The following is a 26978-nucleotide window of genomic DNA, read 5'->3' on the forward strand; positions in this document are numbered from 1 at the left end:
CGCCCACCAGGGGGCGGCTGATGGTGGTGTGGCGGCCTCTGATCAACAGGATGCTGAGGCGGGGACGGTGAAGCGGGTTCGGCGGCCTCCGGTAGGTAAGGAGCGGGTGAAGGAGTGGGTTGTGCGGGCTCAAAAGGAGGGAGGGGCGGATACGGCTGCGGCAGGACTGAAATGGGCGAGTGAACAGGGGCTCGAGGTTGGGAAAACCGTTTGGGGTAAGGCGTGGCTTGCCGCGACTGGGAAGGCGAAGCGGGTTCGGCGGCCTGGGATAGGTAAGGAGCGGTTGTATGAGTGGGTTGTGCGGGCTCAAAAGGAGGGAGGGGCCAAGACGGCTGAGGCCGGACTGGACTGGGTGAAGGGAAAGGGGTTCGGGGTTAAGAATGGGGTTTGGTGGGCTGCGTGGCGTAATCTTAAGGTTTTGGATCACTGGTCTGCTGATTTTGAGCATGTGGACGATCCATTCTCCTGGGAGGGATTTGACGGTGTTGGCGAGACGGATGTTGCTGGCGATCTGGATTTCTTGCCGGTGGATTGGGCGAGTTTTGCTGAGTCAGGACAGGCCGGGCACGATTTCTTCCCCGCCGCACACGACCTGCACGGCACGCTGGACCGGGCGCACAATGCCCCCCCCAGCGCGCCGCCTCCGGTCAGGCCACAGGACGACACCAGGCAGGTCGCCGGAGCGGATGATTTCGCCGGCTTCCTCCCCGACTACCACGGCTGGAACGGTTCCGTTGGGTTGTTTGGCGTCGAAGGGCCTGACGGGGCATCTCTTGGTGAGCCGTTTCCGGAAGTTGCGGTGGGGCCCGATGGCGTGTGGCCGGGTGCAGTGGGGTCTGGGTATCGGTTTGTGCAGGGGGGTGAATCAGGGTAGTTATTTTTCTTACGATGAGCGTTCTCGGGTGAATTGCCTGGAGGCGTGTGTGGCGTTCCATAATTCTGTGAAGTTTGGTCGGCAGTTCGTGGCGGCCCCGGGTGATGATCGGGACCCAACTCAGTTGTAGGTGGCGCTCGGCCGGCAGGCTTGGCAGGTGGAGGTGTGGCCGGGGCTGAGCGGGATGTGCGCGGCGGCCGGTGGGTGGTGCTGTGCCGATGATTTACCGGCGAGCCGACGGTAGTGGGCATGTGATCAATGCGGTGCATACCGGCAACAAAGACCTTGCTGGGCACGGTGTGGTCGTGTGGTGGGATCCGCAGAAGGGCAAGGAAACCGAGAAAGCCGATGTTCTGGCGGCGACCGGGGAAGTAAGAAGCTTAAGCTGATGCAGGAGGCTGGGTCGGATCGCATTGCGGTCGTGGGGGAAGTGGGCAGAAGGATGCAATGGTGCGGGACTGAGATGGGGAGTGGACTGGGTCTGGGCAGGGCGAACAGGACGCGGGGCCTGCTGACGTCGATCTCGATGCGTGGCTTAATCTGCGTTGCGGGAGTTGCATGAGAGTACAGCGGATGCCGGGAGCAGCGCGGCAACACCGCGGTCACCGAGCCACCGCAACCGGTGAGCCAAGTCCGTTGATCACCTGCCGGGATGTTCATCGGTCTTCCACGAACGCATTGCGTCGCGGATGACGTGGTCCACGCAGACACGTGTCGCGAGTGAGGTCAGCGGTTCCTCGGCCGAAACGACCGCACCATCCGTGCGAAGCGATTCTTCGCGGACAACGAATTCTTTTTGGTCAAGGAAATCGGGCGATCGTGACGCGGGACCCGGTGCCGTGCGGGGTCCAAGGCGATGCCCGCGCGTTGCAGTAGCGGCGGTACACCCGGCCTGCTCTGTCGTCCCAGTGAGCGCACTCTAGCGACGAGTTCGGTGAAGGCGGACGGTTTGGGGAGATAGTCATCCGGACCGAGTTCGAGTCCAGCGACGTGGTCGGCGACCGCGGACGCGGCGGTGATCAGCAAGATCCGTGTCTCGCGACGCTCCGCGACGAGCGAGCGGCGTACTTCGTCGCCGTGCACCAAGGGGATTCCCCGGTCGAGTACGACGACGTCGTAGTCCAAGCTGATCTGCCAGGCCGAGTCACACACGCCCGGGCACAGGATTTGGGCCATGATCTTGGAGAGCGCCTCTGATGCTAACCAGGTCGTGCCGCGACTCCCCGATCGTCTCCTGATCACTGGGCGCACCAGCTGAAGGGTTAGGCGTCGAAGCCGGCCCGCGACAGGAATGCGCTGGGCGGTTCGTCGAGCGTCATTCGGTATCCGGTGAGGACGGTTCCGGGTGGGGGTCCGTCCACGCCGGACGACCAAGAACGTGCCGAGCCATGGCATGCATCGCCGTCTATGATCAGTTCGAACTCGACCACCGTAGCGCCGGTGGGCGCGCCGGACTCCCGGTGGGCATGCACCTCGACGAACCGGCCACGTACGACGTCACCATCCTGCTGCCACAGGCCCATGCCAGCACTGTCGCTGGCATTCCGATTGCCGCCGTCCGGGTTGGACTGGGCCATCGTGCCGTTGCCATGGAAGGTGAAGACGTGGTGGCGGAACGGTGCGTCCGGAGCCACCAAGAGCCACACACCGGTGACTGGACGGTCGGTCACGTCGTCACCACCGCGGCCAGCCGGCGCACGCCCTCCTCGATGGATTCTTCCTTGACACCGGCGAAGCTCAACCGCATCGTTTCCCTGCCCTCGCCCGGGGAGACGTGGAATGCGCTGCCTGGCACGTAGGCCACACCGCCGGCAATAGCGGTCGGCAAGATTGCCTCCGTGTCGAGTGAGGCCGGCCCGGTCAACCACAGGAACATCCCGCCGTCGGGGCGCTGCCAGGAGAAGCCGGGGGGCAGGTAGGTGGTGAGTGCGCTGTCTAGCGCGCGAAGTCTTGCGGCGTAGGCATCGTGGAGCCGGACCAGGTACGCTTCGGCGTGGCCGCCCGTCAGGAACTCGGTGACAAGGGCCTGGGTGTAGGTCGAGGTCTGCATGTCGATCCCCTGCTTCAGCATGAGCACTCGCGCGAGCAGTTCCTTCGGCATGACCGCGACACCGACCCGCATGGCCGGTGCGAACAGCTTCGAACAGGACGTGAGGTAGACCGACCGTTCCGGCGCGAACGCGGTCAGCGCGGCGACGGGCGTGCCAGCGTAACGCAGTTCGCTGTAAACATCGTCCTCGACCAGCAGGACATCCGCGTGCCGGGCCACACTCGCGATCGCTGCGCGGCGCTCTGGCGGCATCGATCGGCCCGTCGGGTTCTGGAAGGTCGGCATCAGATAGACGAACTTCACCGGCCGGGCCCGTAGCGTCTCGTCCAGAGCGTCCGGCAGCATGCCGTCGGCATCGCAAGCGACATCGAGAATCGTGGCCTGGTAGGCCCGAAACACCTTGACGGCCGGTGCGTACGTCGGCCGTTCCACCGCGACGACATCGCCGGGATCCAGCAGGGCGAGGCACACGTTGTTGAGCGCACCGGAACCTCCGGTGGACACATGGACATCCTCTGATCCACAGCGGACACCACGGTCGCGGAGACGGGGCACGAGCGCTTCACACAGTGGCAGGAAGCCCTGGGTTGCCCCATATTGGAGGACCTCGCGGCCGAATCGGTCCACCGCGGACGCGGTGAGCTCGCCGATCAACTCGACCGGCAATAGCGAGGTGTCCGGTGCGCCCGCGGCGAGCGAGACGATATCCGGTTGCGCACGGGCCAGGTCGAACAGCTGGTCGATGGCGCCCGGCCGGCTCGATTTGGCCGGGATGGACAGTCGGGACGCGATATCCATCCCGTCACCTCGCGACGGCATCGGCGACCGGTGCGTCTCCCCGCGGGATCGGTACGCGCAAGAACGCGGACTCAGAACTCGACGCGAAGTCACGACGTGCGAGGTTTGCGGCCGCAGCCGCGGCCTCGGTCAGCTCCGGCAGCACCACCACGTCCTCGTTGAACATCGGGTCGGTGCGCATTTCGATGGCGACGAGTGTAGCGGCCGAACTCAGGTTCACTGCGACATGGACGATGCCCGCGGGTATGTGGATGAACTCACCAGCAGCGTGGGGTACTGGCTTTAGCTCGGGACCGACCAGCGTGACCGCGGCCCCGACCACGCAACAGACGATGATCTCGCTGTGCGCGTGCAGGTGCGGGCGTGATATCCCGCCCGGCGGCATCACGACCATGCCGGCCGAGATACCAGTGGCGGCGGAGTTGGCCGCAGTCACGCAAGAGTAGAGCTTCTGGCCTTGTGGCCCGACGACGGGCGGGACCATCTGCGGTGACACGACGGAGACCGTCGATGTGAGGTCGAGTGAAGGCATGATCAGCCACCTACGTTCACGTACGTTTGTGCCGTCCTCGGTGGACTGACAGAGATTACGACCAAAAGTGACATATTCGTTCGATGCCTGCCCGAAGGAACCATTTTAGTTGGATCGATCGGGAGAATCAGCGTCTCCTCGGTCACGAGCTGTGATGGTCGTACTCGAGTTGCGAGCGTACCGTAGCCGTTCGCGACACATCCTGGTCAGCATCCTCAGCCACGGGCGGACCACGCGGCACGATCAGGCAGTTACGTGCTGCGCGGCAGTCAGGGCGGTGGGCTTCCCTACGTACCGTAGAGGCATCGCCGACGAGGAGTGACGGCGGTGAAACGGCGGCATTTTGATCGAGGTTTCGGGAAGGCGCGGTCTGGAACGTTCGTGCGGGTCGCCCGGGAGCTGGGCATCAGAAGGGGCAAGCCGGGCCGGTAGGCGAACCCGGGCCGGCGGGCCAGTGAGGGCGACGGGCCAGTGAGGGCGACGGGCCAGTGAGGGCGACGGGCGCTCAGCGAGAGCGAACGCGACGAACTGAACCGGTTGCGCAAAGAGAACGCCGAGCTGGCCATGCAGGGCTCGACGCAATTCAGTGACTTCCCGGCGAAGCCGCTTCAGCTCGGCAGACTCCTCACGTGAGGTACCCCGCCCGAGCCCCGCGGCCAACTCAGTCTGACGCACCTACTTACGCACCGTCTCGCTGGAGATGTTCAGCTTCGCGGCCACCAAGCAGATCGCCCCCAGCTGCGACGAATACTGCCCCACCTGCTCACACACCAACGCAACGGCACGTTCCCGCACCTCACCGGGTAACTCATCCGCCGGGCCGTGATCCACATGGTCACTGGTTAGAGGAGGCTCCAGCAGACCCGGGGCGGTTCAGGTGTCCGTCGGTGTCGCGGTGGCGAGCGCGGCGTGGGTGGCCTTTGCCGTGGGCGCGGCGCCGGGCTCGATAGGTAGCGAGGGCGTGGCGGCAGTGGGCGCATCGGCACCCCTGGTCGTAGCGGGTGAGGCTGCCGTGCCCGGGAGGCGGCAGCTCATCGAGCGTCACGCTGTTTGTGCCGGAGGCTGGATCTAAACCGCGAAGACCACACCGAAAACCAGCGGGCGAAGGTGGAGTGGATCGCCAGCACCCACCGCTGCCTGTACCGGGCCTACGTGCTGAATTCGGGGCTTTTCCATGACGCAGGCAAGGCGTATCCGCATTGGCAGTGTCGGCTTCGGGGGCGATTGGTGGCCGAAACCGGGATGCTCGAGACGACGGCAAGGCCGACTATGTAGCGGGAATCCCTGCTGTCGTGGACACGCGGCCACCACGGTTCTGGTCGCGGGTGCGTCGCAGGAACGCCAGCAGTCCCATGCCGGTGAGCAGGGCGCACCAGGACAGCTGCAGCAGCAGGTGCGCGACGGGGGTAACTGTGGAAAATCCAGCGGTGGTCGCGGCTTGCATCGCTCCGTAGGACGGTAAGACGCGGAGGAAGTCGCTGTCCGCGGCGGGGTTAGGGATCGGGTTCTGCAGCGAAATGTCAATGATGCTGATCATGACTATGAGGAACATGCCCTCGAGTTCGCCACGCAGCAACGCGCCCAGCATCACGCCGAGCGCGCCGTAGGTCAGCGCGTCGGTGAACACACTCACCGCGAGCAGCAACGGCTGCTGGGGATGCCAGAAGCACCACGCGATCGCGGTGGCGTAGCAAGAGAGCACGGTCGAGACCAGCATGAGGGCGACCACCTTGGCAGCGAGCAGGTGGCCGCGCGGGTATCCCGCCATCGCAAGCCGTCGGTCGAACGCACTGGATTTGAACGTGACGGTGAACATCATGAAGCCGACGATCTGGGTGACGGCGTTGAGCGCGCCCGAGATCTGGGTCAGCTCGTTGCCCTGCGCAAGTACGGTTTGGTCCGTGGCGCGCAGGTAGAACCGGACGGGCATGTTCGCGATTATCGTGTAGGCCAGGGTCAGCCAGATCGGCACGTAGAGCGTCACCAGCCACATGGCGAGGCGATTGCGGAGGTGTTCGAGCAACGCCATCCGGGTGGCAGTACCGAAGCGCGTCCACCACATCTACCGGCCTCCGTGGGAAGTAGTGCCTTCGCGCAGGACACCGGCCGCAAGGCGGTGCAGCGTGTCGAGGCGGTCGGCGTCGTAAGCGAGGTGGGAGATCACCAGCACCGAACGTCCGCGGTCGCGCAACCGCTGGGCAAGTTCCCAGAACCGCAGGTAGGTCTCCCAGTCGAAGCCCTGGTAGGGCTCGTCCAGCAGTAGCACGTCCGGGTCGTGCATGAGGGCGATGGTCAGGTTCAGCTTCTGCCGCGTGCCGCCGCTGAGCACACCGACGCGCTCATCGAGAAAATCCGCGAACTGTAGTACGTCAATCAACTCGCGGGCGTAGCTGAGGTCGGGAAGTCCGTACGCCACCTGGAAGAAGGCGAGGTGCTGGGCGACGGTGAACGCGTCGTTGAGCACCACATGCTGAGGACAGTAGCCGAGCCGTCCGCTCACCGAGGCCGTTCCGTTGGTGGGGGTCAGCTCGCCGCACAGGATGCGCAGCAACGTCGTCTTGCCCGCTCCGTTCTCGCCGACAACCCCGACGAGGCTGCCGGGCAAAACCTCGAAGGTGACGCCCCGCAAGACCTGACGCTTGCCGTAGCGGTGGTGCAGCTCGTTCACGCGAAGGACCATCGTTCACTGTCCACTATAGACGTATTTGCCCGCGGCGGCCTGGTGGTCGCCCGTTGCAGGCTCGTGTTCGCGAAGCGAGGCGTAGAAGCCGAGGGCGCGCACCATGGCCTTGGCGAAACTCTTGGGCAGCAACGGGTCCAGCGGGGCCCACGCCGCGTCGACCTGCGCCTTGGCGTCGTCGTAACAGGCCTGCACCGCGCCGCACTCCACCAGTGCGGCAGCGGCCTCTCTCACGTTCGCGTCGTCGGCGTTACCCTCACGCACGGCCGTCCAGATCGCGGCCATCCGGTCTTGCGGCAACCGTCCCACCGCCTGCGCCAGCGGCATCGTCACCTTGCCCGCGCGCAGGTCCTCGCCGATGTGCTTGGTAGCGCGGACCTCGCCGGACGGCAGGCGGTTGGTGACACCGTCGAGGTCCATCACGTCGTCGGTGATCTGATACGCCAGCCCGACAGCCTCGAAGTAGTTGCCCATGGCGGTAATTTGCTCGTCGCTGGCCCCGGCGGCCAGTGCGCCGATCTCGGCGAGCGTACGGGAGTAGGCACCGGTCTTGAGCCGCTGCGCCCAGCGCAGACCAGCTAGCAACGAGGTCGGATCACCGGTCGCGACCGCGAGGTTCATGGCGTCGTGGTGTCCAGTGATGTCGATGCCCTGCCCGACGTGCGAGCCCCGCATTGCCCGTAGGTAGGTCTCGTAGGCGCGTAAGCGGCGCCGCTCGTCCGGCAAGATCTCGGCGATGACGCGGTCAAGCACGAAGTAGGAAGCGGTACCCGCGTTGATGGCTGTCGCCGCGCCGAACACCAAATGCGCAGTCGGCTCGCCCCGCCGCATCGGCGAGTCGTCTTCCACGTCATCGACCATGAGGTATCCCGAGTGGATCAGCTCGGTCACGGCGAGCAGCTGCCGGTACTGCTCGGCCCGCACACCGAACAGTTCGAGCGCGGCGCAGGTGATGAACGACCGCCATCCCCGGCCGGATGTGTCCGAGAGGTAGCGCAGGGGCCGGACCATGGCGTCGTACACGACCGTGTGGGGTGCGCCGGACGCCTCCCGCGCGGCGAGTGCCGCGGTGAGCGCTTCGCTCGGGGAATCCGGGTACAGCTTGCGCACCTCGTCGCGCGTGACGTCCCTAAGCCGCCCGAGAAACTCCTCGATCCGCGCGACCCTGTTCGCGGGCATCACTTCGATGAACGCGCGGCCTGACACCGGTTCGCCCCGCATGGTGCCGCGCACGTTCGCGCAAGCCTCCAGATAGGAGCCGTGGGTGACCATCGTGAGGATTTCCTGCTGCGGGAGCTCGGCTTCGACGACGACGTCTAGTTCCAGCGCGGGCGCGGACAAGGCCCATCGCGTGGGATAGGTGTTCAACGAGGACAGTGATGTCCACGGCCGGTCACCGACTAGCTCGAGATCGCAGGACACCCGCTCGCAGTCCGGCGAGTACGCGGTGGCGAACCGCTGGGTGAACACGCTTTGGCGGGAGTCGACGTCGATGTGGTCGATCGTCGCCGCGCTGATCTCCCATCCGTTGTCCAGTTGGATTCCGGTCCAGTTCCAAGAACCGTCCGGGTAGCGCTGGTCCCCGTCCGGCCGCAGGTACTCCGCGCCGAAGGTGTGCTCGTACCAGCCGCTGCCGGACGCTGTGGCGTTCCCGATGCGACCTTGCACCGCCATGCGTGGGGCGAAGTAGGAGAACGCCTGCGACTCCGGTCCCTGAAACCTGACCTGAAACACATCATCGTGCTGGATGATGGGCGGCTTCACGGGCGTGAAAACCAGATCGCACGACTGCGTTTCGTCGTCAAACGTGACGTGATACGAGCCGTCCGCCAGCTTGCGCAAGGTCGCGACTTCGCCATAACGCAAGTCGAGCTCCTGCTCGGCGATCGTCACCTCGCCGCCCATGAGCAGGTCGGGAGCGACCGGGGTGTCGTCGTCGAAAAGTTCCACAAGCGCCCGCCGCACACCGGCATCCATGACCGCGTCATTCGTGATCGTGGTGCGCACGGTGTCGATCCAGCCTCGATCAACCCACACCGCACTCGTGTGCCGTCCAGCCGTGTGATCGGTGCTTCCGATCATGGCGAAATGCGCGCGCAGCGGCTCCCCTTCAGCGCGCGTCGCCAGGTGGCGGGTGAACACAAGGACCAGGCCGACGTCGTCACCATTCTCCGTTGTGAGGTGGGTGTGGAAGTACCACCACTCCATGCCGCAATCCAGGTGCGGCAAATCATCCACCACGGGGTCGATCGTGTCTCCCGGCAGATACCGCACCATCTACCAAACCTCCCACTCACAGTTACTGCGCGAGCGCATTATGTATCACAGGTCGATGATTCCAGATCAATCGGGTAACCCGATGAACACTCTTCGTGGTCGTGAGATAAAGGACGCCCCCTCGATCAGGAGGTGAGTCCTCTCCGTGGAGCCGGAACGCGACGCCGTGCTATTCGGCGACCACATCACGAACGTTCCCGGCGACGCGCTCTTGGTCCTCACCACGCACCGGCTGGGCGTCGTGGTAAAGGAAAACAGCTCGAAGCGGCGCCGGGCCCGCGCCCGAGGGCTGCTGAAACAGCCGCTGACTTTTCACTGCTGGCCGCCGGGGTCGACCTCGCGCGCCTCGGCGTGCTCGGGATCGCCCGCACGGCAACCGGATGGACCACGACCACCGCCTGAGCAGGCCCCGGATCCCGGTCTCATCCAGCCACAAGATCACCGCGCCCTCGCGGCGGGTGCGGGCGGCGATGGCCGGATAGTCCTCCTCCGGCCATCGGCGCACGGCCTCGGGGTCCTGCTCGTAGGCCCTGCGGATCGGTTTCTGCGGCGACAAACCCCAGGAAAGCCGATAGTTGCCGACGGTGCGCAAACTCAACACGACGCCGTGGCGCACCCGGATCAACTCGGCCACCGCCTTGCGGGTCCACACCACCCCAGCGTCTGCGCGAAGGCGATCGGCCCCGCGCACGCGGGGATGGTTCGGTGAACATCCGTCGAATAGGACCAGTCAGACAGCCGAGCCACTCACGGTCGCGGGTTTCCTTTCGTAGTGCGGCCAAGCGCAGATCAGCTATCTGGAAATGGGTGAGGAAAAACAGAAATCTGCCGAGGTCACGGCCTTGTCTCAGGCCAACGGCGCGGACGTTGAGCATGCCGACCGCAAGGCGTCATTAGATCGCCACCGAGTTCACCGCGAAGCACGTGCGGCGGATGAGCACGGTCCACGAACCTGACGGGTGCGTCAGGCCCCTGCACTTGTGTGAGTGGCGAACGCGTCCAGTGCCGTTTTGAAGGCGTCGGGGGCGACGCCGAACGGTCCGTGCAGCGGGTGCAGCAGCTCGATCGAGATGAAGATGGTGAAGCCGATGGTCAATGTCAGCAGTACCATCGTCGCGACGTTGGCCTGCCGCATGCTGAGCCCGACGATCAGCGGGAATGCGATCATCAGCACGCCTCCGAGGATGCTGGCCATTAGCAGCATGATGTTGAAGTTCTGGTCATCGGTGGCCACCTCGACCCGCTGGCGATGCCCTTCGTCGATTTGCCGGACGTTCTGCATCGACTGTTCCCGCGCGCTCTTGAGCGTCTCGGTGTCCGCAGGGAGCGCGAGCACCTCGGAGCGTAGCGAGTTCAGCAACCGGTCGGTCTCGGGATCGGTCTCGCCCCGGTCCAGTGCGGACCACTCGTGGTCGGCGACCCGCGCCGCGTACTGGGCGGTCAGGGACTGGATGGTGGTTGCGTGTGGCTCGGGCGCCCTGCTGACCTGCCAGTGGGTGTCGATGAGCGCGTTCGCCTCTTGGTCTGACGCCTTGCTGATGTCGTCACCGTTCTGCCAGGCGAACACGATGTAGAACGCCAGTACAACGGTGAACAAAGCGTTGAGTACACCGCCGACGAACGATTGCGAATCCGAGTCCGCCTCACCGGAGGCTGCGGCCTTGCGGCGCGCGTTGAGCACGGTGAACCCGACGACGCACAGGGGCAACAGCACCAAAGCCAGCAGGGTGAGGATAAGCACGAAACTTCCGTTCTCGGTTGCTTGACAGGACAAGAATGGGAGCGGATGCGGAGCGGAACCACTCGACCTTCGAAAAACATTACCTGCTGCGGATTGACGTGAAACCTGTCTTGAGGCTAGCGCCGGAAACTTCACACTATAGGGTGATCTTGGACGGTCGTTGGGAACGGATAGCATGCCTGCGCGAGCGCTTCTGGGCATCGTGGGTCCCGGGTAATGCCTGGACATGTGGTCCCGGAGTCCGCTGTGGACAGTCGGAAAAGGCTATGCATGCAACCGACTTTGTCCCTGCTAGGTTCCAGCCGGTTTGATGTGAAAACCCAAGCGGATGTCCTCGCAGGGTTGGATTCGGCCAGCAGGTGTGGAACTTGCTCCCCAGCAAACGCACGAAGGGCGGTGAGATGCTGTGCGGAAACGACGTGTGTCACGGCCGTCCTGGTTGCTCTTGTTCGCGCTGGTGTTGCTGGAGCCGCTGCTCTGCTCCGCATACTTCCCCGGGGCCACTCGGGTCGAGGATGACCCCGGCGCCGGGTCCACGACGATCGCAGGGGTCTCGTCTCCCGGTGCTCCGTCGGTGGCCAAGCTGAAAATCCCGCGTGGAAAGCGGATTGTCGATGCGCAACTCCAGTGGACCGGCAATCCGAAGACCTGTCTGCTTCCCGGCCTCGGAGAGCTGGAGCGGGTTGTGCCCACGCTTCCGATCGGTTCGGAGCAGGTCGTGGCCGAACGCATCACCGGGGGTCCGGATGGCCACATCGCACACGCGAACGTGACCGAACGTCTGCCAGGCATGCTCGATGCCGATGGGAGCACGATCGCTTTCCACGGCTCGTGGCAGGGGCTCGGGGCTTCCTGCGGCGTCGGCTGGACGCTGCACGTCGTGTGGACCACCGGAATACCTGCCATCGATATCCGCACCGCGGCGACTCCAGCGGAAGGTAGCCCCGGCGACCGGCTGAGCCAGACCGCCGTGATCACCAACACTGGTGATATGCCATTGGTCGGCGTGGTGGCCGATCTCGATTCCGGGCCGTGCCGCATCCAGATCGGCCGGCTCGATCCCGGAAAGCAGCACGTGGTTTCCTGCCCGGGTAAAACGCCCGTGCACGGCCAGGTGGCCGCAGAAGTGCGCGGCTGGAGCCTTGGGGGCTGGCCGGTTCATGCGGAGGCGATCAAGCGGGTTCAGCTGCGTCCCCCGCCGCAAGCGGCGGTGTCGCTGGACATCGGGAAGATGGAGCGTATCCCGGGCGCGGATGCGGCCGAGGTTCCGGTCACGGTGCACAACAAATCTTCATCGGTGCCGTTGGTTGACGTCGTGGTGACCGGGCGGCCGGCTTCTTGCCGGCGCGAGGTCGAACGCCTGGAGCCGGGGCAGATTTTTTCCTACCGTTGCCGGGCGAGCCTCGGGGAGTCGGTTGACCTCACGGTTGTCGGGAGACCGTTGATCGGGGGTGTGGTGGCAGAGCCCGCACAGCTGGTGCGAGCCACCACGCATGCGGTGGTGCCCGTCACGCCGCCTCTCGCCGCGCCTGCTTCGCCACTCGATGAGTCTCCCACACCGCGCTACGCGGAAACCGAGCCCAGCGTCCTGCGGGAATCTCCTGCCAAGGCGGCGGGTTTCATCGCGATCCTCGGTGTGCTCGTGATGATGGTCAGCGTCGGTGCGCTGTCCTCGGCGTCCCGTGCCGGCAAGTGACTTTGCGCGGGAGTTCGCGGTTCGGCCTGTTGAACACGACGAGTAGCTAGGAGTCACGCATGTCCGCAGAACTGGTCGTCGTTGGGCTCGGCTACGTCGGGTTGCCGCTGGCAGCCCGGGCATGTGAAGCCGGCTTAGCAGTCATCGGCCTGGACATCAGCAGCGAAGTGGTCGCGGAGATCCACGCGGGTCGGTCGCACGTCCGGGACGTCTCCAACGACGTGATCGCGGGCATGGCAGCGAACGGATTCACCGCGACCACCGACCCTTCGGTGCTCGGCGACGCCGACACCATCGTGCTCTGCGTGCCCACGGGGTTGTCGGAGACCGGTGAGCCGGACCTGACGGCGGTGCGGACGGCGGCCCGAACGGTTTCCGGGCACCTGCGCCCCGGCACCCTCGTGGTGCTGGAATCCACCTCATATCCGGGCACCACCGAGGAGGTGGTGCTCCCGATCCTGGAGCGGGGAAGCGGACTGCGCGCCGGTCCCGATTTCCACCTGGCCTACTCGCCGGAGCGAATCGACCCGGGCAACGCGGCGTTCGGTGTAAAAAACACGCCGAAGATCATCAGCGGTGTTACTCCGCTTTGCGCCAAGTACGGTGTCGCGTTCTACGGCCGATTCGTCGATACCCTCGTGGTGTCCCGCGGCACGCGGGAGGCGGAGATGGCCAAGGTGCTGGAGAACACCTACCGCTACGTGAACATCGCGTTGGTGAACGAGGTCGCGCTGTTCTGCGACCAGATGGGCATTGACGTCTGGGATGTCCTGCATTGCGCTGCGACGAAACCGTTCGGTTTCGCACCGTTCCAGCCCGGACCGGGGGTTGGGGGCCATTGCATCCCGGTCGACCCGCTGTACCTCCAAAGCAAGGCGAACAGCGTGGGATTTTCGTTCAACGTGCTCGCCGCCGCGCGAGAGGTGAACCAGCGCATACCGGAGTACGTGGTGACTCGGGTGGTGAAGCTCATCGAGGAGCAGGGGCAGCCAGTTTCCGGTGCGCGGGTGGTGTTGCTGGGCGTGACCTACAAACGGGATGTGGCCGATACGCGCGAGTCGCCGGCGTTCCCGGTTGCGCGCGGCCTGCTGGCCCGAGGCGCGGATGTCCGCTTCCACGATCCCAACGTGCAGTCGTTCGCGGTGGACGGGACGGCACTGGTCAAAGTGGATCAGCTGGCCGATGCGCTGCGGACCGCGGACATCGCGATCCTGATGCAGGACCACGCCTGCTATGACCCGGTAGAACTCGCTGCCTCCAAGTGTGTGCTGCTGGACACCCGGGGACGGAGCACGGGCGCGAACGTGACCCTGCTGTGACGGCCCGTTCATGAAGTATTGCAACTCCTGACCATCGTCGGCGAGATCAACGGACGAAACGGCCGGCGCTCATCCCATGGGGGTGGCACCGGCGTTGTCTGGAGAAATTCAAGGGGATCCGCGACCGGGTACGACTGGCGTAGCCCTGAGCGGGTCACGCTGCGTTCCTGGTCGTTCGACCAGCTTGGGCAGTTTATCGTCTACAAGGCCACCGTGGCTGGGGTGCCGGTGGTCTACGTCGATCCCGCGTACACATCACAGAGGTGCGCCGAGTGCGGGTACACGGACAAGAAGAACCGTGTGTCGCAGGGGTCTTTCACTTGCCGGTCGTGCGGCCACGCTCAGCACGCCGACCGGAACGTTTCCCGCAACATCGCCCAGCGGGGCAATCTGTGTGGAACGCGGGGCGTGAGTCACGCGTCCGGTCGGCGCATAGCTGATCACGATGCGGCAGCCTCAGCTAGCCGCAAGCTCGGCCTTCAGAGCCGAGAAGTTGACTTCGCGGGTAGCAGCGCGGGGGCGAACGTGACCGGCATTTCCGGCTCGAGCCGCAGGTCCGCACCGGTCACCGGTGTCTCGGCTTGGATCAGGATGTTGTAGTGGTTCGGAAAGTGGCAAGCGTCGAAGCCCAGCACGGTCCCGAGCAGCGTTGCCCCGATCCATAACTCGTCGCCGCGGTCGATCACACCGGCGCACCCGATCTCGGCGAACCCCAGGAAGCCGACGCGGTCGATGCGGGCGCCGGGCGAGGTGTCGTCCTGGTCGGTGGTCACCAGCTCGTGGATCTCGCCTCGCCGGACACAGCGGCTCGCGTGCGGTTCGAGGGACATGCCCCGTTGTTCCCGGCGGTGCAGTAGCACTTTCACCAGTGTGCCGCTGACGGCTCGTTTCGCGCCGTCCTCTTCGAAATTCACCTTGCCTGCCCTTCCGGCGCCAGGACGCCGGGTCGTCCGATTCGATAGCTCTGTGCGACGAGGTCGAGTGCTGGTAGGCCGCCGTCCTCTCGCGGGGCACCGGAGATGGTCGCGGCGAAGTCGCCGAGGATTCCGGCGTATTCGTGCCACAGCGAGGATTTGAAGCCAGGGTGACCGGCCAGCATGTCCGCCTGGAACCGCGTTCCGCCCGAGAGCAGGACATCGACGTCTTTGCTCTCCCCGGCATACGACCAGTCGAGTTCGACGGTGGCCGGGATGCCGGTGGCCGAGCGCAGTTCGATCACCGCTTGGCGGTCCGTTCCGCGTTGGTCGCGTCGCACGCTCGCGGCCGTGACCGTGACATCGCCGACGAACATGCGAACCAGGTCGAAGGCGTTGGGCCCGTTGTCGGCGACGCATCCGCCGCCGCACCGCAGCGGGTCCAGGTACCAGTTGTCGGCACCTATGTGGTCTTCGATGAGTTCGTTGTACCGGACGGTTAGCTTCTCGATGGCGCCGCCGCTGCGGACCTGGTCCGCCAGGCGCAACACGTTCTCGTTGTACCGGCGGTGGAAGGCGGTGAACAGCGGTGTTCCAGTGGCGTCGGCCAGCGCCGCAAGCTCGCGGCCGTCCTCAAGCGACACCGCCAACGGCTTTTCCACGCAGACCGGGAGACCAGCGCGCAGGGCGTCCCGGCACACCGCTGCGTGGACGTCGTTGGGCGCGGTGACCACCACGGCGTCCAGGGTGATCTCCTGGAACATCGTGCGGTGGTCGCGGAAGCACGGCGTATCGGATCGGTGAGGTGCCAGCGCGGCGGAACGGATGTCGCACACCGCCGCCAACGTCCAACCGGGATCGTGGTTGATCGCGTCCAGGTAGTACTTCGAGATCGTGCCCAGGCCGACGACGGCCACCGCTCGCGCGTTCCCGGCGGTAGGGGTCACTGGTGCTCACCCGCCGGTTCGGTGCAAGGCAGCCCGAGTTCGAGCAGATCGCGGTGGACGTGTGCGGGGATGGGGACTCCGCAGCGGTGGCGTTCGAGGGCTCGTTCGGCCTCCCACCAGCCGGGATACCGGACCAGGTTGCCCGGGGCTGCCGGTGGGCAGTCGGCCAGGGTGGTGAACATCGTGTGCGCGTCGGCGCCGAAGTCGCCATTTGGGCGAAGAAGATCCGGCGCGATCGCCAGGAGGAAGAACCCGATTCCGTCGTCGCGTCCGTGCGGGCCGCCGTCGCCCTGCAGGGCCGCCGGCGCGGGGCCGAAATCGGCGCCGGGTAGCAACGCGGCGAGCAACTCGACGGCGAGTCCCAGGCCGTAACCCTTGTAGGCGCCGGTTTCCGGGGAACCACCAAGCCAACCCAGGTGTGCCGTGCCGCGGTCGAAGACGGTGGGATCGGTGACCGGGTTCCCGGCGTCGTCGGTGAGCCAACCTGGCGGGATGGTCTCGCCGCGGCTCGCGGCGATGCGCACCTTGCCGGTGGGAACCACTGTGGTGCTCATGTCCAGCACGAATGGGTGGTCCGTCAATGCTGGGGCCGCGACGGCGAGCGGATTGGTCCCGAGCATCGTCAGGGCGCCGAGCGGAGGCCGGGCAATGCGTTGGCCTCCGCAGTTGCTCGCGACGATACCAACCATGCCCTGCTCGGCGGCACGTGTCGCGTGATAGCCCGCGCAACCGAAGTGCGTCGCGTCGCGGACGGACACCAGACCGATCCCGTGTATTCCGGCGCGTTCGACGGCGGTGTCCATCGCTTCGGCGGCCGACCACAGGCCGAGTGCGCGCCGCGAGTCGACGACGGCGCACGCACCGGTGTCTGTGACGGTCTCCGGCTCCGCGGCCGGGTCGACGCGGCCGGAGTCCAACAGCGGCAGGTAGAGGCGGGACAGGTTGAACACGCCGTGCGAGTCGAATCCCGTCAGGTCGCCGTGGCACAGCGCGGAGGCGGCAGTGCGTGCGCGGTGCGGCGGTATCCCGCGTTCGGTGAACAGTTCGCTGACCCAGGCGTGCAGGTCTTCGTAGCGTACCCGGACGGTGCCCGAGGCAGCCCGCGTTCGCTGTTGCAGCGTCATCGAATCTTCCCTTTCTGGAACTGGCGGCGGTGCTGATCGGCGAAGCCGTTGAGCAGCGAGGACACGATGGATGCGTATCTCCGGAGTTCGTCCAGTTCGGCGTATTCCCCTTCGGCGTGCGCGTTGTTCCCGTCGAGGGTTCCGGGCCCCAGCACCGCGGTGTAGGTGTCGGGAACGCCGTCCATCCAGATCGCGTCGCAGGTGAAGGCCGGGGTGCTCTCCGGCCAGCGAGCCGCACCAGCGTTGGTGAGGAGCTCTTCGGCCCACGCCGCGGAGTTGCTCAGGCAGGGCAAGCCGCGCTTGAGCCAGTCCACGCGGGTGATGGACGAGGCGTCGGCCGCGGTGCGGGCGAATTCTCGGGTGCCGGTGAAGGTCGCGGTGAACTGCTCGACTCCGCTATTGACCACTGCGAGCAGTTCGGCCTCCGCCGCAGCACCCTCGGAAACGGTCGAGTAGGAGAGGTTGATCAGCAGTTTTCCGCTGCCGTAGACCCGGTTGTGCAAGTCACCGGTGTGGATTCCGGCGACGCAGAGCCGGCCAGGGCGGTGCCGCGGATCGAGTTCACGGGCGATGTGCTGCGCGAGGAAACCGAGGAGCACGGTGGCGTTGTGCCCGGCGTCGGGCCGGTCGTCGATGGCGCCGTGGCCGTCCACCTGCACGCAGGCCGTCATCGAGGCCGTCGCACGGGGCAGGTACTGCAGGCCGGTTGGTTCGCAGAAGAGGTTGAGGCGGCCAAAAAAACCGGACTCCACGAGCGGGCGGGTCCCGAAGGTGCCCATCGCGCCGCCTTCTTCGCCCGACACCGCCTGCACGAGGACTCCGACGTCGCGCCCGAGTGCGGGGTTGTTCCGGGTGGCATCGCGGATGCCCGCGAGCAGGGCCACCGCCGGGCCTTTCGCATCGATGGCGCCGCGTCCGGTGAAGCAGCCGTCGCGGAAGGCCACCGGTTCGACGCCGGCGACCGTGTCCAGGTGGACGTTGAACAGCACGGTGGCCTCGCGCGGGAGCTCGGGGCCGAGGCGGAGCACGAGGCTCGGTTGTTGCGCGAGGAACTGCGGGTCTGCTGCGGCGTCGCGCACGGTGCGCGGCACGTCGGCACGAGCCAAGACCTCAGGCGCCGGGCTTTCGTGGCGCAACGTCTGGAATCCGAGGGCGGCAGCGGCCCGGGCGTAGCTGCGCTGCGCTTCCCACAGCTGCGGCGGTGGGTCGGTTGCGGACGCTTCCAACGGCCCGACGGTTGGGGTCGCCAGCAGGTGCAGGAGTAGGTCCCGATCGTCGCAGCTGAAGATCTCGCGCCGCATCAGGACGTGCCGTGCCCGGTCTTGGCGGACCGATCCGGCTCGTCGAGCGCGGCGGGCGTTCTCGCCTCGTTCAGCAGCGTTTCCAGGCGTTGGCCGGCCTGCACGAACGGCTCCGCGCCGGAACCGGCCGCCTGGATGCCTTCATGCGGTCGGTTGAGCAGGTGCGGTTCGATCGACAAGGCTCCCGGGTAGCCGGACGCGATCAGCAGTCGCAGGCTTTCGGCGACGCGGCACTGCCCTTCGCCGGGTAGGACGTATGCGGCGTCGCCGGGCTCGCCGATCGCGTCCTTGATGTGCACGTGTGCGACGTGCGGCAGGATTCGGCGGAGTACGTCGTGGGTGTCGTAGCCGTACTCGACGCCGTTGCCCGTGTCGAAGAGCAACCGCAGCGAGGCACCACCGGCCTCCTGGACGAGCTCCAGCATCCGGTCGGCGTTGCTGCCTGCCCATCCCGCGCAGTTCTCGTGCACCAGCGTGACGCCGTGCTCTGCGGCGCGTTCGGCCAGCCGGGTAACGCGCGCGAGCGCGCGATCGCGCCACTCGGTGTGGGGAAGGCCGTTGTTGGGGTAGGACATGATGCGGATCAACCGGGTGCCCAGTTGGTGGCAACGTTGCGCCAGGACGTCGAGTTCATGGATGTCGTCGGCGAACGGCGAGGTGATGCTCCGGGACCAGTTGCCGATTCGGGAGGCGAGGCACACCACGTCGAGGTCCGCGGCGCGGACGGCGCGCAGCACGCTGGAGAACTGCTGCGCGTCCAGATCCGCCAGCGCGATCCCGTCTGCTGTGCGCAGTTCGATCGCCGACCAGCCGAGACGTTTGACGGCCGTGATCTGGTCGGCCAGCGCGGTGGCCGCTTCGTCTCCGATACCGGCGAGCAGGTTCGGCGCGGGAGGTTGTTCAGCGCGCATCGTGGCCAATCCTGCCCTTCGGCGTGGACGGGAGGACCTGCTCGGCGGCCAGGCAGTGCCGCTTCGCTGCCGTAAGTAGACCGACGACGTCGCAGTGCAGGTCGAACGTCCCGTGGTCGCCGCGCGCGGCTGCTTGGAAATGGCGGTAGGCGCGCACCATGAAGCTGGTCAGTGCGTCATCGCAGAAGACCTCCCGGCTCGGGGATTCGCCGCGGATCACCAGCTGTGCGTGGTCGTCGCTGTCGCTGATGGGGTAGTGGCCGATCGCCTGGCCGCGGTCGAATTCCAAGGTGATCTGGCGTTGCTTCACCGGTGCGGTCAGATCGGAGAAGATCTCGGTGACGACGCCGTTGTGGTGCTGCAGGACCAGCTGTGCGCTGCCCATCCGGGGGAGCACGGCGCTCGGGCCGTGCATGTCGGTCCACTTCGCGTGGCGGACCGTCGCTGGCCCGGCCAGGTGCAGCACTACGCCGAGGGAATGCGGTATCTCGACGTCGAAAGCCGTCGGGTGCCCATCAACCCCGGTGGAGCGGGTGAACCGGGGTTTGTGCTGTGCCACCGCGATTGATCGGAGCTCCCCGAGCGGTTGCTGCCGGATCAATGACAGGAGCCGGCGGGTGAGCTCGGAGTCCAGCCAATGCGTCACCACCGCCGGGTCGAGCCCATGCCGACCGCGCAGTGCGCTGATCTCACCGAGCTCATCGACACCGGTGGCGAGCGGTTTTTCGATGATGAACCGCTGGAAGCCGAGTTCGGCGAGGACGGCGAGCGTTTCGGCCCGATTCTGCGGTGGCGTGCAGAGGTGTACCACAGTGCCATCCGGGTCCAGTCGTTGCGCGGCCGCGCGTGCGGAGTCGACGGTGGTCACGCCGGGAGTGGCCGGGCGCTTGTTCGGGTCGGGGTCGCAGGCGACGACGGGGCCGGGTCGGAAGAGTTCGCTCGCGGCGGCTCGCGCTTTTGCCAGGACCGGTAAATGCAGGCCGGCGCCTGCCCGGCCAAGGCCGACCACGAATGGTTGCAGCATGGTACTCCGTAGCCCTTACGGGTTGATTCTCGGGTGGAAGGGGCCGGATCAGCAGTTCCACGCCGATCGGTTGGACCAACTCGGCTCGGCGGAAGTCCGGTCGGAGCGAAGTTACTGTCCTCAGAGGTCCAACGGAAGTGGCAACGAAACATGAAGGTTGGTCTCTCACCGGAAAGAGTGAAAAATTCTAGCGAGGTGGCTGACGGCTTTCGGTTCGGCTTGCGAGTCGGCTAGGTTCGTGATCACGAACTCCGATCGAAGGTCCTAACAGGAGTGTGGTCGTATTGTCCCGCGGGACGGATTCCGTCAGCGCGATTGAAGGATTAAGGACATCGCCGGATGAACCAGCTGCCGACGACGTTTCTGTACCGTTCTTCTCCCAAGCCCGAACGTTCGACCGGCTTTGGCCGTCCATCAGCGCCCGAGTCGAGGAGGTCTTCGACAACGGGAAGTTCTCCCACGGGCGCCAGGTCGGCGAATTAGAGCGTCGGCTCGCCGATTACACCGGTGCGCGTTTCGCGGTAGGGGTCAACAGCGGCACTGACGCGCTGATTTTGTTGCTGCGCGCGGCTGGGTTGCGTCCCGGGGACGAAGTCGTTGTGCCGACGTATTCGTTCGTCTCCACCGCGACGTCGGTCCTGCTCGCCGGCGGGCGGCCGGTGTTCGCCGACATCGATCCGGTCACCTACGCGCTGGATGCGGCCGAGGTCGACCGGGTCGCGGGGCCGCGCACCCGCTTCGTGATGCCGGCGCACTTGTTCTGCCAGATGGCCGATATGCCCGCGTTGCGCGAAGTCGTCGACCGCCGTGGGCTGACCCTGCTGGAGGACAGCGCCGAGAGCATCGGGATGCGGCAGGGCGGGATCCACGCGGGCCTGCACGGTGCTGGTGGTGTGCTTTCGTTCTTCCCCAGCAAGACGTTGGGTGCGCTGGGCGACGCCGGTGCGGTGCTCACGAACGATCCGCAGATTGCTGAGCTGGTCTCCGGGCTGCGGCACCACGGCCGATTCGGCCGGACCCTCGACAACTTCCCAGGCATTTCCACCGAAACAGGTCTGGTCGGCACCAACAGCAAGATGGACGACATCCAGGCGGCCGTGCTGCTGGCCAAGATGACGAGCCTGGATGCCGACATCGCACGCCGAGCGGAACTAGCCGAAGCCTACCGGGAAAGGCTCCGCGGGGTACCCGGCGTGCTCCGGCTTCCGCAGGTGGTCGACCGGGGACCGGGGTCGGCGGCGGTCTTCTACGCTTACCTGATCGAGGTCGAACATCGCGACGAGCTGGTCGACCACTTGGCCGGGTGCGGGGTCGGCACCGAGACGTACTACCCGACGCCACTGCACCTGCAGCCCTGCTTCGCCGGGCTCGGGCACCGGCGAGGGGACTTCCCGACCTCGGAAGCCGCCAGCGAGCGGGCCGTGGCGCTACCGCTTTATCCCGATCTCGAAGACGCGCAACTCGACCGGGTCTGCTCCGCCGTTCGCGAGTTCTGCTTCCGGAGGTGCGCCTGATGCGTTCGGAACTCCCATTCTTCCCACCGGACCTGTTCGCCGACGACCGGTTGGCAATGCTCGAGCTGCTCAGGGAGATCGGCACCGGGCGCGAACAGAAGTTCATCCTCGGTGAGCGCACCGCCGATTTCGAGGAACTGCTGCGGGAATCGCTCGGCGCAGCCGATGTCGTCGCCTGCGGTAGTGGCACCGCCGCTCTCGGCCTGATGCTGCGCGCGATGGACATCGGGCCCGGGGACGAGGTGGTGGTGCCGGCCTTCGGTTGTGCGCCATTGGCGTCGTCGGTCCTCGAGGTGGGGGCGAAGCCGGTCTTCGCCGACATCAACCCGCGCACCATGGTCGTCGATCCGGACGACGTCGAGCGGCGGATCACCGACCGGACCAAGGCGATCATGCCGGCGCACATGTTCTCGATCATGGCGGACATGCCGCGTTTCGCTGAGCTGGCGGCGAAGTACGGGCTGCGGCTTCTCGAAGACTCCGCGGTAGCCCAGGGGGCGGTACTGGACGGCACACCCGCCGGGCTTTGGGGTGAAGCCGGCGTCTTCTCGTTCGTGCAGGTGAAGTCCTTCGGCATGCCCGGCGAGGGGGGTGCTGTCGTCACCCGCGACCCAGAGCTGGGGCGCAAGGTGCGGATGCTGCGCAACCACGGGCAGAACCGGCGGCGGTTCGTCTACGAAATCGTCGGAACGAACAGCCGGTTCGACGAGATCCAGGCGGCCTTCCAGACGTACCGGTTCAAGGGACTCCCGGCGCGCCTGGAACGTCGGGCTGCCATCGCCGACTACTACACCGAACGCTTCTCCGGGCTGGACGGTCGCAGTGTCGTGCCTCCGCCGTCGGGGAGGGAGGGGCGCTGCTACTACGTCTACTGCGTTCAAGCCGAGGAACGCGATGAGTTGCGCGATCACCTGGCGGAGCGGGGCATCGGCTCGCACGTCTACTACCCGCAGCCGCTTCCGCTGCAGGCGGGGTTCGCGCCGCACGCACCCGAAGGCGGGCGGTGGCCGAACGCCGAATACGCGAGCCGGCGGATTCTGGCACTCCCGATCTACCCGCACCTCAGTGACTCCGAGGTGACCTGCATCGCCGACGCGGTTTGCGATTTTGCCGGCGAGGAAGGTGTATCGCATTGACGACCGTCGCATCCGACACGCACGGCTACGTGTTCAGCGACAGTAGCCGTCGAGGTGAGCAGTACCGGTGTTTGACCGCTGCGTATGACCCGATGACCACCGAACGCCTCGCCGCCACTGGGGTTTCCGACGGCTGGCACTGCCTGGAGCTGGGGGCGGGCAACGGCTCGGTCGCGAGGTGGCTTGCCGACCGCGTCGCGCCCACCGGAAGCGTCTTGGCCACCGACGTCGAGCAGGGCCGCATTGATGATCACCCAAACCTGACCGCAGCCGCGCACGACGCCAGGATCGAACCGTTGCCGGAAAACCGGTTCGATCTGATCGTGGCCAGGCTGGTTCTCCAACAGCTTGCCGAACGCGACGCGATCATGGCGAAACTCGTCCGGGCGTTGAAACCGGGAGGCTGGTTGCAGATCGAGGAGTTCGACGCCGCATACGAACCAGTGCTGCTGGCACCTGATGAACGCGCCGCGCAGGTCTACCAGAAGTTCCTGACTGCCAAGACGAAGTTGATGCGCTCCCGTGGCGGCGATCCCGAGTGGGGAAGGCGGGTCGCCGGGGCGATGCGCGCGGCGGGCCTGGTGGAAATCGACCCGCAACCGTACATCCAGTTGCGGCACGCGCAGTCGGCGACTCTGCAGCTGCAGCTGAACCACACCTATCAGCTGCGGGACGGGCTGGTCTCGGTGGGGATGACCGATGAGGAGCTGGCGGAGGTGCGCGTGGTGATGCGCGAACCATCTTTTCGGGCATCGTCGAGCGTCATGTACTCGGTGCAGGGGCGAAAGGAACGGCAGCCGTGACGGCGCCGGCTCCGGTTCGGAAGACGGCCGCAGAGGTCGCCGCCCGGGTGGCGGAGGCGCAGTTGAGCGCCTTGCCGGCGGATTGCGCGGCGGAGCATGTCGATGCCGATATCGATTGGTCCGGCCCGGTCGGTATACCGCTGCGGGACGAGTCTGCGGTGCAGGCGGCGTGCGGGATCATGCACGTGCACGGGCGAGCCGTCGGTCGGCCGGCCAGGCTTGGCGTGGACTACGCCTCGACGGTGGCCGGGGTGCTTGCGGCGCAGGGAGTCTTGGCGGCTTCGATCGCACGCGAGCGGGGCACCCGGCTCAACGTGGTCCGCACGTCCGTTGCGCAGGCCGCGTTGCTGGCGGTACAGCAGTATCTCGCGGCGGCGACCAGCGACGACGATTGGGCGGAGAGTTGGGAAGCTGGTGGCCGTCCACCATTCCGGTCGCGGGACGGTATCCGGTTCGAAATTGAAACGTTGTATCCCGAGGGCTGGCAGCTGTTCTGGCGTGCGCTCGGGGCCGAGCCCGCAGCGATCGGCGCGGGCTGGCGGCCCTTCCAGCAGCGTTTCGCCACGGCATCGGCCAATCTGCCGTCGGAACTGCACAAGACGATGGCGGGCGTGGACTACGAAGTCATTTCTGCCGCAGCCGTGTCCGCCGGTATCCACGCGCTGCCGTTGCGGGAACATCCTGCGCATCCGGTAGACGTTGCGGCGTGCAGCCTGCGCATTCTCCCGGGTGCGGGGGCGGTCCCTCCGGCGACATCCCTTGCGAGACCACTCGAGGGGATCGTCGTGGTGGAGTCGACACGACGGGTCCAGGGCCCGGTAGCGGGACATGTTCTGCGGATGCTGGGGGCCGAGGTCATTCGCATCGAGCCGCCGGGTGGCGACCCGATGCGGGGGATCCCACCGATGGCGGGCGATTGCTCCGCGCGCTTCCGCGCCCTGAACGAGGGCAAACGGGTTGTCGAGTTGGACTTCAAGACCGACTCCGGTCGGCGCGCAGTTTACGAGCTCGTCGCGGAGGCTGACGTGTTCGTGCACAACTGGGCGCCCGGCAAGGCCGAACAGCTGGGTCTGGACGCGGCGGATCTCGCCCGATGCAGACCGGGACTCACCTATGCGTGGGCATCGGGCTGGGAACCGCTGCCCTGGCTCGATAAACCGGTGGGCACCGATTTCCTGGTGCAGGCGCATAGCGGTCTCGGCGCCGCTGCCTACCCCGAGGACGAGCCGAGCGCGCCGTCGTTGATGACTCTCACGGACATTCTCGGCGGGCTGGTTTGTGCGCAGGGAGTGCTGGCTTCGTTGCTCAGGCGGGTTCGCACCGGTAACGGGTCGAGGGTGGACTCTTCGTTGTACTCATCGGCCGGCGTGGTGCCGCGGCCTGACCACAGGCCGGTGTGGACGGAGCTCGATCGCCCCCTGGCAACCGGTGACGGATACCTCGTGCTGCCGCGGGGCGTTGCGCCCAGCAGCGTTGCGGGGCCGCTTGGACTCGGGTCTTGCGGCACCGCCGCCGAGATCGCTACCAGGCTGCGGGAGCAACCGACGGCGACATCGATCTCCCTGTTGGCCGAGGCAGACGTGGTGGCGACACAGGTGTGTACCGAGCTGCGGGACCTGGCCGCTGATTCGAGATTCGATTTGGCACTGGGACGCGACGAGCACGTATTTCCCCTGACACCTTGGGAGTTCGAATGACCGACCCCTGGAGGTCCCTGGCGGACATCGAGATCCGGGACTGCGTGCCTGCGGAGCTGCGGAGCCAGTGGGTGCGCCAAGGCGACTGCCCGGGTAAGGACATCTACACGCTGTTCACCGAGCATGTCCACGCACACCCGGATCGCGAAGCGGTAATCGACGCGCAACGGTCGCTCGACTACGCTGCGCTGGACCGTGAGGTGCGCCGGATCGCGGCAGCGCTGACCGATGCCGGGCTGGGCGAGCGGGACATTATCGGAATCCGGATGCCCAACGGGTGGCGGATGGCCGTAGCGGAACTCGCAGTCGCCGCCATCGGCGCGGTGGCGCTGCCGTACCCGGCGGGCCGCGGTAGCAGGGATACGATCAGTTTGCTCGGCCGGTCGCGTGCCAGCGCCGGTATCTTCGGCGCCGCGCCGGACGCGGACGTCGCCCGCGAACTGCCGCATACTCGCGCCGTGTTCACCTTCGGTGCGGGCGAGGACGGGGCACGCTCGCTGGACAACGTGGGCCCGGGTAACGATTGGTCCCCGCGGCCGGTCGATCCGGAGGCCCCCGTCCGGATTCTCGTCACCTCTGGTACCTCGGCGGAGCCGAAGATGATCGCCTATTCGCACAACGCCATGGCGGGCGGGCGAGCGAACTACGTGCGGGCCCTGCACAGCGGAAATGCGCCGGCGCGCGGCCTCATCCTCATGTCGATGGCCTCGTCGTACGGTTCGTGCGCGACCTTCGTCGCCATTGCCGCTTTGGGCTGGACGCTTGTGCTCGCGCAGCGGTTCGATTCGGCGCAAGTCCTGCGGATGGTCACCAAGTACCGTCCGACCCACCTGTTCGGGGTGCCGACGATGTTGCGGCGGCTATCGGAACATTCCGGCGAACCGGACGAAGACACGTCGAGCCTGCGCGCCGTAGTGTCGAGTGCTGCTCCGCTCTCCGATGTCACCGCGGCGCAATGCCGTCGGCGGTTTGGCTGCGAGGTCATCACCATCTACGGATCGTCGGACGGGGTGAACTGCCACACCGCGAGAACGGGCACCAGCCGGCAAACAGGTACCGGAATTCCGGACGAGGTGGTTGCATCTATCCGCATAGTGGACCGCCGGGGACAGCCTGTTAGGCTGGGCGAATCCGGCGAAATCTGGGCTCGTGGTCCGATGAGCCCGCTGTGCTACGTGGCTGCCCCTGAGCTCGATGCCCGTTATCGCGCCCCGGGCGGTTGGGTACGTAGCGGAGACCGGGGGTTGCTGGACGAGCACGGGCGGTTGCACGTCCTCGGTAGGATCGAACAGGTCGTTTCGAGGGGTGGCTACAAGATCAGCCCGGCTGAGGTCGAGCGTGAGATCAGCGCACATCCGGCGGTCGTCGATGTGGCTTGCGTTCCGGTGCCAGATGACGACCTCGGCGAACGAATGTGCGCGTGCATCAGTCAAGCCGCGGGAACTCCTGAGCTCTCTCTCGCCGAGATCACCGGGTTCCTAGAGCAGGAGCGCGGTCTTGAACGGCGAAAATTACCGGAGTTCCTGGTGCGGTTGGCGGAACTTCCGTTGGCCCCGACGGGGAAGGTATGCCGCCGTACCACGACGGCAATCGCCGTCGAACGCAGTACTGCCCAGGTTTGTGACCCGGTTGGGAGCTGA

General features: G+C 66.3%; 24 protein-coding genes and 2 pseudogenes. 10 read left to right on the forward strand and 16 right to left on the reverse strand.

The genetic code is table 11. The features are described 5' to 3' along the window. Positions 1–283: 283 nt before the first annotated feature. Together ACWDKQ_RS03845 and ACWDKQ_RS03850 are read left to right on the forward strand one after the other, a co-directional pair. Entirely contained in the window at positions 284–874 is a 591-nt protein-coding gene (locus ACWDKQ_RS03845) for a hypothetical protein (protein WP_450137227.1), read from the forward strand. 212 nt (positions 875–1086) lie between these two features. Further along, a complete protein-coding gene (locus ACWDKQ_RS03850) occupies positions 1087–1263 on the forward strand; it encodes a hypothetical protein (protein WP_450137228.1) in 177 nt (58 codons plus the stop codon). Positions 1264–1601: 338 nt separating this feature from the next. Here the strand turns inward: ACWDKQ_RS03850 and ACWDKQ_RS03855 are convergent. The 10 genes and pseudogenes from ACWDKQ_RS03855 to ACWDKQ_RS03900 all read right to left on the reverse strand — a co-directional run. Next, a pseudogene (locus ACWDKQ_RS03855) lies at positions 1602–1996 on the reverse strand (response regulator transcription factor); the annotation flags it as partial. 140 nt (positions 1997–2136) lie between these two features. Further along, positions 2137–2544 carry a hypothetical protein gene (locus ACWDKQ_RS03860; protein WP_450137229.1) on the reverse strand — a complete coding sequence of 136 codons (408 nt, stop codon included), beginning with the start codon at positions 2542–2544 and terminating at the stop codon, positions 2137–2139. Next, a complete protein-coding gene (locus ACWDKQ_RS03865; RefSeq protein WP_450137230.1) occupies positions 2541–3722 on the reverse strand; it encodes an aminotransferase-like domain-containing protein in 1182 nt (393 codons plus the stop codon). Before ACWDKQ_RS03865 ends, ACWDKQ_RS03860 begins: the two co-directional genes overlap by 4 nt. Before the next feature lie 4 nt (positions 3723–3726). After that, entirely contained in the window at positions 3727–4254 is a 528-nt protein-coding gene (locus tag ACWDKQ_RS03870; protein WP_450137231.1) for a cupin domain-containing protein, read from the reverse strand. Positions 4255–4929: 675 nt separating this feature from the next. Further along, a complete protein-coding gene (locus ACWDKQ_RS03875; protein WP_450137232.1) occupies positions 4930–5085 on the reverse strand; it encodes a hypothetical protein in 156 nt (51 codons plus the stop codon). A gap of 436 nt (positions 5086–5521) precedes the next feature. Beyond that, positions 5522–6316 (reverse strand): ABC transporter permease, encoded by a 795-nt coding sequence (locus tag ACWDKQ_RS03880; protein WP_450137233.1) that lies wholly within the window; start codon positions 6314–6316, stop codon positions 5522–5524. Next, entirely contained in the window at positions 6317–6922 is a 606-nt protein-coding gene (locus ACWDKQ_RS03885) for an ABC transporter ATP-binding protein (protein WP_450137234.1), read from the reverse strand. Between the two features lie 15 nt (positions 6923–6937). Beyond that, the gene (locus tag ACWDKQ_RS03890) at positions 6938–9211 is read right to left on the reverse strand and encodes a polyprenyl synthetase family protein (protein ID WP_450137235.1); all 2274 of its coding nucleotides are present in this window, start codon (positions 9209–9211) and stop codon (positions 6938–6940) included. Between the two features lie 169 nt (positions 9212–9380). Continuing rightward, entirely contained in the window at positions 9381–9902 is a 522-nt protein-coding gene (locus ACWDKQ_RS03895; RefSeq protein ID WP_450137236.1) for a winged helix-turn-helix domain-containing protein, read from the reverse strand. Between the two features lie 273 nt (positions 9903–10175). Then, on the reverse strand, positions 10176–10952 hold the full coding sequence (locus tag ACWDKQ_RS03900; RefSeq protein WP_450137237.1) for a bestrophin-like domain: 777 nt from the start codon (positions 10950–10952) through the stop codon (positions 10176–10178). A gap of 421 nt (positions 10953–11373) precedes the next feature. Between ACWDKQ_RS03900 and ACWDKQ_RS03905 the strand changes: the two genes are divergently transcribed. The 3 genes and pseudogenes from ACWDKQ_RS03905 to ACWDKQ_RS03915 form a co-directional block, all read left to right on the forward strand. Continuing rightward, entirely contained in the window at positions 11374–12648 is a 1275-nt protein-coding gene (locus tag ACWDKQ_RS03905) for a hypothetical protein (protein WP_450137238.1), read from the forward strand. A 59-nt stretch (positions 12649–12707) separates the two neighbouring features. Next, the gene (locus tag ACWDKQ_RS03910) at positions 12708–13967 is read left to right on the forward strand and encodes a nucleotide sugar dehydrogenase (RefSeq protein ID WP_450137239.1); all 1260 of its coding nucleotides are present in this window, start codon (positions 12708–12710) and stop codon (positions 13965–13967) included. A gap of 18 nt (positions 13968–13985) precedes the next feature. Further along, positions 13986–14330 (forward strand): annotated as a pseudogene (locus ACWDKQ_RS03915) (zinc ribbon domain-containing protein); the annotation flags it as partial. Positions 14331–14446: 116 nt separating this feature from the next. Here the strand turns inward: ACWDKQ_RS03915 and ACWDKQ_RS03920 are convergent. From ACWDKQ_RS03920 to ACWDKQ_RS03945, 6 genes are read right to left on the reverse strand one after another with little or no spacing between them, the layout of a single operon-like run. Next, positions 14447–14881 carry a DUF6917 domain-containing protein gene (locus ACWDKQ_RS03920; RefSeq protein WP_450137240.1) on the reverse strand — a complete coding sequence of 145 codons (435 nt, stop codon included), beginning with the start codon at positions 14879–14881 and terminating at the stop codon, positions 14447–14449. Beyond that, on the reverse strand, positions 14878–15828 hold the full coding sequence (locus tag ACWDKQ_RS03925) for a Gfo/Idh/MocA family protein (RefSeq protein ID WP_450137241.1): 951 nt from the start codon (positions 15826–15828) through the stop codon (positions 14878–14880). Before ACWDKQ_RS03925 ends, ACWDKQ_RS03920 begins: the two co-directional genes overlap by 4 nt. Continuing rightward, positions 15825–16952 carry an Ldh family oxidoreductase gene (locus ACWDKQ_RS03930; protein WP_450137242.1) on the reverse strand — a complete coding sequence of 376 codons (1128 nt, stop codon included), beginning with the start codon at positions 16950–16952 and terminating at the stop codon, positions 15825–15827. The genes ACWDKQ_RS03925 and ACWDKQ_RS03930 overlap by 4 nt, the downstream gene beginning before the upstream one ends. Further along, positions 16949–18253: a M20/M25/M40 family metallo-hydrolase gene (locus tag ACWDKQ_RS03935; protein ID WP_450137243.1), complete on the reverse strand. Its 1305-nt coding sequence runs from the start codon at positions 18251–18253 to the stop codon at positions 16949–16951. Before ACWDKQ_RS03935 ends, ACWDKQ_RS03930 begins: the two co-directional genes overlap by 4 nt. Then, positions 18253–19164 (reverse strand): sugar phosphate isomerase/epimerase family protein, encoded by a 912-nt coding sequence (locus tag ACWDKQ_RS03940; protein WP_450137244.1) that lies wholly within the window; start codon positions 19162–19164, stop codon positions 18253–18255. Before ACWDKQ_RS03940 ends, ACWDKQ_RS03935 begins: the two co-directional genes overlap by 1 nt. Further along, positions 19154–20188 carry a hypothetical protein gene (locus tag ACWDKQ_RS03945; protein ID WP_450137245.1) on the reverse strand — a complete coding sequence of 345 codons (1035 nt, stop codon included), beginning with the start codon at positions 20186–20188 and terminating at the stop codon, positions 19154–19156. The genes ACWDKQ_RS03940 and ACWDKQ_RS03945 overlap by 11 nt, the downstream gene beginning before the upstream one ends. A 275-nt stretch (positions 20189–20463) precedes the next feature. Here ACWDKQ_RS03945 and ACWDKQ_RS03950 point away from each other — a divergent pair, with 275 nt between their 5' ends. From ACWDKQ_RS03950 to ACWDKQ_RS03970, 5 genes are read left to right on the forward strand one after another with little or no spacing between them, the layout of a single operon-like run. After that, the gene (locus tag ACWDKQ_RS03950) at positions 20464–21702 is read left to right on the forward strand and encodes a DegT/DnrJ/EryC1/StrS family aminotransferase (protein WP_450137246.1); all 1239 of its coding nucleotides are present in this window, start codon (positions 20464–20466) and stop codon (positions 21700–21702) included. Continuing rightward, complete coding sequence (locus ACWDKQ_RS03955; protein WP_450137247.1) at positions 21702–22838, forward strand: DegT/DnrJ/EryC1/StrS family aminotransferase; 1137 nt, start codon at positions 21702–21704, stop codon at positions 22836–22838. The genes ACWDKQ_RS03950 and ACWDKQ_RS03955 overlap by 1 nt, the downstream gene beginning before the upstream one ends. After that, positions 22835–23641, forward strand: coding sequence for a methyltransferase domain-containing protein (locus ACWDKQ_RS03960; protein ID WP_450137248.1), 807 nt, complete (start codon positions 22835–22837; stop codon positions 23639–23641). The genes ACWDKQ_RS03955 and ACWDKQ_RS03960 overlap by 4 nt, the downstream gene beginning before the upstream one ends. Further along, positions 23638–25338 carry a CoA transferase gene (locus ACWDKQ_RS03965; protein WP_450137249.1) on the forward strand — a complete coding sequence of 567 codons (1701 nt, stop codon included), beginning with the start codon at positions 23638–23640 and terminating at the stop codon, positions 25336–25338. Before ACWDKQ_RS03960 ends, ACWDKQ_RS03965 begins: the two co-directional genes overlap by 4 nt. Then, positions 25335–26978 carry a class I adenylate-forming enzyme family protein gene (locus ACWDKQ_RS03970; protein ID WP_450137250.1) on the forward strand — a complete coding sequence of 548 codons (1644 nt, stop codon included), beginning with the start codon at positions 25335–25337 and terminating at the stop codon, positions 26976–26978. The genes ACWDKQ_RS03965 and ACWDKQ_RS03970 overlap by 4 nt, the downstream gene beginning before the upstream one ends.

Source organism: Saccharopolyspora sp. NPDC000995 (assembly GCF_053599315.1).